Origin of the sequence: Rhizobium sp. SEMIA 4085, assembly GCF_013004495.1 — a bacterium.
GTDB lineage: Bacteria > Pseudomonadota > Alphaproteobacteria > Rhizobiales > Rhizobiaceae > Rhizobium > Rhizobium gallicum.
Map to the genome: position 1 here is coordinate 22,980 of NZ_JABEPH010000024.1, position 6,000 is coordinate 28,979.

The window sequence follows — 6,000 nt, forward strand, 5'->3', positions numbered from 1 at the left end:
CGTTCACGAGGTCACCGCCATGCGCCGCGCCGTTTATTTGCTCTCCCTCGCACTCGCCGGCTCCCAGCCGCTTGCGGCAGCCGCTCAGGAAGCCAATTTCCTCCAGTCGCTTGCTGGAAACTGGCAAGGCGCAGGCCAGGTGCTGATGCGGATCGGCAGCGATCCGGTCAACGTGCGGTGCAGCTTCGCAACGACGGCGGGCCGAGCCAACTTCTCCATGAACGGCAGCTGCCGGGGCTTTGTCGTCGTGCGCCGGGCCGTTTCGGCAAATCTGAGGGTCAGCGGCGGGCGCTATACCGGAACCTATGTCGGACCGATGGGCCTGCCGTCTGCGCTTTCTGGAAGCCGCCGCGGAAATGCCATCAATCTTTCCGTACGCTGGGCCCGCCCCGTGAACGGAGACCGGAACGCCACCATGACCATCGAGAAGGTCGGGGCGGATGGCTTGCGCCTGCGCACGGTCGATCGCGACCATGCGACCGGAGGGTCGGTCGTTACCAGTAACATCGATCTTATGCGTCAGTGAATTTGCGCAGGTCTGTCCAACCGGTTTCGTCAGTTGCTCGTCTGCGTCGCGGCCGCTTCCGAGGCCGATCCGTTCCTGGCGAGTTGCCCGATGACCACCAGAACCAGCACGGCAAGCACGCCTGCCGCCAATGTCAACGCCAGCGACCAGACGACGCCGATGCTCCCGATCAGGTAGGCCAGCGCAAAGGGTGCGACCGCCGACACGATCAGCCGCGCCGCCATCACCCGGCCCTGCATCTTTCCATAGCCGTCGCTTCCGAAGAGCAACAGCGGAAGCGTTCCCGTGACGATGCTGAAGAGACCGTTTCCCAGGCCGAAGACAACTGCGAATGCGATGGCGCCGGCAACGGAAGGCGCGGTCGGGATGAGCAGGAATACCGCTGCCGACATAAGCGTGGCCGCGATGATGGCAAGCTTAAGCGGCGGCAGGTTCACGCCGAAGAGCATGTTCGTCAACCTGCTGAGCACCTGCGAGGGACCGAAGAACGTCCCGACCAGCGCCGCTGTCGCGCCGAGCCCGAGGCCGGAAAGCAGCGGCACCATATGGACGAGGATGGCCGAGCTCACCAGCGACTGCAGGGAGAAGGAAAACGCCATCAGAACGAAACCCATCCTGCGCGCCGATGCGGCAAGCGTTCCTTCCACGCGTCTCGCCGGCGAGGCCTTGCCGCTTCGCACCCGGTTTCGGCGCATCTGGCGCGAGAGCACGGCATGGATAGGCAGGCAGATGACGAAGTTTAGGCCCGCGAATACCAGATAGACCTGCTGCCACGATATTTCAGCGTGCAGCATTGTCGTGATCGGCCAGAAGATTGTCGAGGCAAAGCCGCCGATGAGCGTCAGGTAGGTGATGCTCCGTTGTGCCGCCTGCGGCCGGATCTGCACGAGCAGCGCGAAGGCCGCGCCATATTGAACGAGGTTCGACGCCGCCTCGATGCCGATCAGCGCCGCTACGAAGGAAATCCTGCCGGGCGCCAGCGCGCAGGCGACAAGTGCCGCCGCCGCGATCGCCGATCCCGCCGTCATGATCCGTCCGGCGCCGAAGCGGTCGATCCATTTGCCGAGCGCAGGTGCCATAAGACCGCCGATCAGGAGAGCCGCGGACAAAGCGCCGAAGATAGCCTCGGACGGCCATCCGAGATCCCGCGACATATCGGGGGCGAGGATGCTGAAGCTGTAATAGAGCGTGCCGTAGCCGATGATCTGCGTGATGCCAAGGGCGATAATGGCAGCAATCGGCGGAGATTCGGTCATATGGATTTCAGGCTCACGCGCTGTTCGAGCTTATCGGCCTCTTCCTTGCGCTCGCTGTAGCGATCGGTGAGATAGGCGGAGGCGTCGCGGGTAAGCCACGTGAATTTCACCAATTCCTCGCAGACGTCAACCACCCGGTCGTAATAAGACGAGGATCTCATGCGGCCATCCGCGTCGAACTCCTGAAAAGCCTTGGCGACTGACGACTGGTTCGGAATAGTGATCATGCGCATCCAGCGGCCGAGCATGCGCATCTGCCCAACGGCGTTGAAAGACTGCGAGCCGCCCGACACCTGCATGACGGCGAGCGTCTTGCCCTGCGTTGGCCGCACCGAGCCAACCGAAAGCGGAATCCAGTCGATCTGCGCCTTCATGATGCCGGTCATGGCGCCATGGCGTTCCGGCGAAACCCATACCTGCCCTTCCGACCACTGCGAAAGATCGCGCAGTTCCTGGACCTTCGGATGGCTTGCCGGCTCCGCATCAGGAAGCGGCAATCCCTCCGGATTGAATATCCGCACCTCGCAGCCGAAGTGCTCGAGCAGGCGCGTCGCCTCATGGGCGAGCAGCCTACTATAGGAGACCGTGCGCAGCGAACCGTAGAGGATCAGGATACGGGGCTTATGCTTCGAGAATGGCGGCCGCAGCGCCGCCAGATCGAGCAGCCGCAGATGTTCGCGTGAGGCTGCCGCCAGATCAGACAATGCGCCTACCCTTCGCATCGAGAACCTGTTCGCCGTCTTCCTTGGCGAAGGCGCCCTTATGGGTGTCCGGCAGGATATCGAGAACCGCCTCGGATGGCCGCGCGAGCCGCGTGCCGAGCGGCGTCACGACGAAGGGCCGGTTGATGAGGATCGGATCTTTCAGCATCGCGTCGAGAAGCTGATCGTCGGTCAGGGCCGCGTGATCGAGCCCAAACTCCGCATAGGGCGTACCCTTCTCGCGGATGGCCTGGCGCACCGTAAGGCCGGCGTCGGCGATCATCTTGACTAGCTCCGCGCGCGACGGCGGAGTTTGCAGATACTCGATGATCGTCGGCTCGATCCCGGCATTTCGGATCATCGCCAGCGTATTGCGCGACGTGCCGCAATTTGGATTGTGATAGATGGTGGCTTTCATAGCTTTGCCTCAGGTGAAAGGGTTGACGATGCTCCCGGATGCAGCAACCAGGTGAACAGAAAGAGCGCCGCGACCGCACCGGCGATTTCGGCAACCCAGAAGCCCGGAAGATCGACCGGACGGATGCCGGAAAAGGTGTCGGTCAGCGAGCGGGCGAAGGCAACGGCCGGATTGGCGAAGGAAGTCGAAGCGGTGAACCAGTAGGCGGCCGTGATATAAAGCCCCACCAACCATGGCACCGCCTTCTGCTCGAAGCGGATCCCGGCGAGGATCACCGCAATGAGGCCGAAGGTCGCGACACCTTCGGAAAACCATTGCGCCCCGCCGGTGCGGACCTTTGTCGACAGCTGGACGAGCGGAAGATCGAACATGAGATGGGCTGCAATCGTCCCGATGGCGCCGCCAGCAACCTGCGCCAAGACGTAAAAGAGGAAATCGCGCTTCGGCAGCGACCGCGATATCGCGAAGACCAGCGAGACCGCCGGATTGAAATGAGCTCCGGAAACCGGCGCCAGGATAGTGATCAACACCACAAGAATCGCGCCGGTCGCCAGCGTGTTGCCGAGCAGGGCCAGTCCTACATCCTGCGTCAGCGATGTCGCCATGATGCCCGACCCGACCACGGTCGCGACGAGAAGTGCTGTGCCGAGGCCCTCGGACACCAGGCGGCGCGGCAGATCGAACGTCATCGTTATCCTGCCTTCACCGGATTGCTCGCCGAACCTTCCATGGCGCCGATCTGGCGCAGGTGCTGCTCCAGAGCGAGCTTGTCGATCGACGACAAAGGCAGGCTCAGGAAAGCCATGATCCGGTTATTCAGGAACCGTGCGGCCTGCGCGAAAGCCCGGTCCTTCTCGACTTCGCTGCCCTCGACAGCGGCCGGATCCTCGACGCCCCAGTGGGCAGTCATCGGATGGCCGATCCAGACCGGGCAGGCTTCGCCCGCGGTGCTGTCGCAGACCGTGAAGATGAAATCCATTTCCGGCGCGTCCGCCTCGGCAAACACGTCCCAGCTCTTCGAGCTGAAGCCGGTCGAAGGATAGCCAAGGGCCTGCAGCTCCTTCAGCGCATAGGGATTGACCCTACCCTTGGGTTGGCTCCCTGCCGAAAACGCCCGGAAGCGGCCCTTGCCGTCGGCGTTGAGAATGGACTCCGCCAGGATAGAGCGGGCGGAATTGCCGGTGCACAGGAACAGCACGTGGTAGACACGCTCGGCAGTCATTGAAGTTTCTCCTCCACCTTAGGCCCGCAGCATGCGGCGACCGCCGCCACAGGTGCGCAGATTTCAGGGTTCCCGGCGCAGCAGTCTTCCATCAGGAAGCGGATCAGACCGCCCAGCGCATTATAGTTCGCCGTGTAGATGATCGAGCGGGATTCACGCTTCTGGCTGATGAGGCCGGATCGTTCGAGCTCCTTGAGGTGGAAGGAGACATTCGACGGCGAGACGGCCGTCTTCTCCGCAACCATGCCGGCGGCCATGCCGTCTGGACCCGCGACCACCAGCACGCGGACGATATGCAGGCGGGTTTCCTGGGAGAGCGCGGCGAAGGCGCTCAGGGCTTGACGTTGATCCATATTTCAATAATCCTTGAATTGTTGAAATTAGGATTAATACATATGAACGCGATCGACAACAGCAAAATGCAGGACCGCGACATCAGCCTCGGCCTGCTTCTCGACTTTCTGGCAGGCGCCAAGGATTTGCCCTTGGTTTTCCATTACGACGGCCGGCCGGTGAAACCGGGCTACCACGTCACCGAAGTCAAGGCCGGAGAGTTCGCAGCGCTCGACTGCGGCGCCAACCCGGAAGCATGGCGAGAGATTTTCATCCAGCTATGGGACATTGACGAGGACGACCGCACGCATATGCCGGCTGGAAAATTCCATGCAATCATTTGCAAGGTGACCGAGCATGTGAAGCTCGACGGTTCTGCGAGGCTGACATTCGAAGTCAGCGACGGCGTGCGACCAATGCAGCTTTATTGCGCGGCCATGCCGGCCCTTGTGGGTGGCATGGTGCACGTCGAGCTTGCGCCTCGCCCGGCAAGCTGCAAGCCGCGCGAACGCTGGCTCAAAGAGGAAGCACGAAAGACTGAAGCCTGCTGCAGGCCCACGCATGGCAAAGATGTCTGCTGCGCCTAGAACGCATTGAAAAGCCAACGGCCCACATCGGCGACGTTATCTCCGCCCTTCCTAATCATATTGGGCAGGTTGATATGTCGCCGGGACACTGACGTTATACGTGCCATGAGGTTTGTGCTGTTTTACATTGTAACGTGCGTTTCCGTCAGCCTTGCTGTGGGCGTCGCCATATATCCGATCTTTGAACCGCCACCTGGGCCGACGCAGGGTTCTTCGCTGCAAAGCTTCCGTCCTCAAGCAGCCAGGAAGGCGGGCAAGACCTCTCGCCTGATGCCTTGCACCAATGCCTCGTCCTGCCTCCAGGCGCCAACGAGCGCTGATCCGAACGACGCTTTTCGTTTCCGTCCACCGGTTTTTGTGCCGGCCTCTCCCCGCACCCCGTCGCCGGGTGTGCCCGCGAGACGTGAGCTTTAGATGGTTGCCCCGGCCCCAGACCAATCCTTCCGCATCGTCGCATTCCGACAGCCGGTCGACCCAATGCGCGAATGCAACGCTTCATTAACCACGTCCAGCGTACTTTTGGCAAAACCAAGGAGGTCGGCAGGTTGAGGGGGCGAACAGCACTAGCTCGTAGCGCAGCGTATTTCGTAATCGCGTCTTTGCTGGCGGGCTGCGTAAGCGGACCGGACCACACGCCTCCGGAGATGCCGCTGCCGGCGAAATTCGGTGAGGGCAGCACCAAGAATATCGGTGATGTTGCGACGGTGGCCTGGTGGTCGGCCTTTCGCGACAGGCAGCTCGACAGCCTGGTGGCGCGCGGTATCGATCAGAACCTCGACGTGCTGCAGGCGATGGAGCGCATCAATTCGGCGTCCTCGAATGTGACGGTCGCCGGGGCCGGCTCGCTGCCGAGCCTGGTGGTCGGCGCCTCGCACACGGTGTCGGGCCAGATGGGCTCGGAGCGCACCCGGATAGGTGCTACCAACACCACTGGCGGCGAGGCCAATGTCTCCTGGC

The 6,000-nt window shown here is 62.2% G+C and carries 8 protein-coding genes and 1 pseudogene; 3 read left to right on the forward strand and 6 right to left on the reverse strand.

Features of this window, described 5'->3' with window-relative positions:
• Positions 1-19: 19 nt before the first annotated feature.
• On the forward strand, positions 20-526 hold the full coding sequence (locus C9413_RS04535) for a hypothetical protein (RefSeq protein ID WP_039845612.1): 507 nt from the start codon (positions 20-22) through the stop codon (positions 524-526).
• Positions 527-555: 29 nt separating this feature from the next.
• Here C9413_RS04535 and arsK read toward each other — a convergent pair whose 3' ends face one another.
• Genes arsK through C9413_RS04565 form a run of 6 tightly spaced genes read right to left on the reverse strand, consistent with a single transcriptional unit; the run spans position 556 to position 4,476 of the window.
• On the reverse strand, positions 556-1,782 hold the full coding sequence (gene arsK / locus C9413_RS04540) for an arsenite efflux MFS transporter ArsK (RefSeq protein ID WP_052451561.1): 1,227 nt from the start codon (positions 1,780-1,782) through the stop codon (positions 556-558).
• Positions 1,779-2,504: an arsenical resistance protein ArsH gene (gene arsH, locus C9413_RS04545; RefSeq protein WP_039845613.1), complete on the reverse strand. Its 726-nt coding sequence runs from the start codon at positions 2,502-2,504 to the stop codon at positions 1,779-1,781. Before arsH ends, arsK begins: the two co-directional genes overlap by 4 nt.
• Complete coding sequence (gene arsC / locus C9413_RS04550; protein ID WP_039845614.1) at positions 2,479-2,901, reverse strand: arsenate reductase (glutaredoxin); 423 nt, start codon at positions 2,899-2,901, stop codon at positions 2,479-2,481. Before arsC ends, arsH begins: the two co-directional genes overlap by 26 nt.
• Positions 2,898-3,590 carry an MIP/aquaporin family protein gene (locus C9413_RS04555; RefSeq protein WP_039845615.1) on the reverse strand — a complete coding sequence of 231 codons (693 nt, stop codon included), beginning with the start codon at positions 3,588-3,590 and terminating at the stop codon, positions 2,898-2,900. The genes arsC and C9413_RS04555 overlap by 4 nt, the downstream gene beginning before the upstream one ends.
• Positions 3,591-3,592: 2 nt before the next feature.
• Positions 3,593-4,123 carry an arsenate reductase ArsC gene (locus C9413_RS04560; RefSeq protein ID WP_039845616.1) on the reverse strand — a complete coding sequence of 177 codons (531 nt, stop codon included), beginning with the start codon at positions 4,121-4,123 and terminating at the stop codon, positions 3,593-3,595.
• A complete protein-coding gene (locus tag C9413_RS04565; RefSeq protein ID WP_039845617.1) occupies positions 4,120-4,476 on the reverse strand; it encodes a metalloregulator ArsR/SmtB family transcription factor in 357 nt (118 codons plus the stop codon). Before C9413_RS04565 ends, C9413_RS04560 begins: the two co-directional genes overlap by 4 nt.
• 42 nt (positions 4,477-4,518) lie before the next feature.
• Here C9413_RS04565 and C9413_RS04570 point away from each other — a divergent pair, with 42 nt between their 5' ends.
• Entirely contained in the window at positions 4,519-5,043 is a 525-nt protein-coding gene (locus tag C9413_RS04570) for a DUF6428 family protein (RefSeq protein WP_039846877.1), read from the forward strand.
• A 545-nt stretch (positions 5,044-5,588) separates the two neighbouring features.
• Positions 5,589-6,000: pseudogene (locus C9413_RS04575) on the forward strand (nodulation protein NodT); the annotation flags it as partial.

What these genes read in the sequence shown, in the direction of transcription:
- C9413_RS04555 (WP_039845615.1), bottom strand. Translation starts at nt 3,590, where the DNA reads ATGACGTTCGATCTGCCGCGCCGCCTGGTGTCCGAGGGCCTCGGCACA.
- arsH (WP_039845613.1), bottom strand. Translation starts at nt 2,504, where the DNA reads ATGCGAAGGGTAGGCGCATTGTCTGATCTGGCGGCAGCCTCACGCGAA.
- C9413_RS04535 (WP_039845612.1), top strand. Translation starts at nt 20, where the DNA reads ATGCGCCGCGCCGTTTATTTGCTCTCCCTCGCACTCGCCGGCTCCCAG.
- C9413_RS04560 (WP_039845616.1), bottom strand. Translation starts at nt 4,123, where the DNA reads ATGACTGCCGAGCGTGTCTACCACGTGCTGTTCCTGTGCACCGGCAAT.
- C9413_RS04565 (WP_039845617.1), bottom strand. Translation starts at nt 4,476, where the DNA reads ATGGATCAACGTCAAGCCCTGAGCGCCTTCGCCGCGCTCTCCCAGGAA.
- arsK (WP_052451561.1), bottom strand. Translation starts at nt 1,782, where the DNA reads ATGACCGAATCTCCGCCGATTGCTGCCATTATCGCCCTTGGCATCACG.
- arsC (WP_039845614.1), bottom strand. Translation starts at nt 2,901, where the DNA reads ATGAAAGCCACCATCTATCACAATCCAAATTGCGGCACGTCGCGCAAT.
- C9413_RS04570 (WP_039846877.1), top strand. Translation starts at nt 4,519, where the DNA reads ATGAACGCGATCGACAACAGCAAAATGCAGGACCGCGACATCAGCCTC.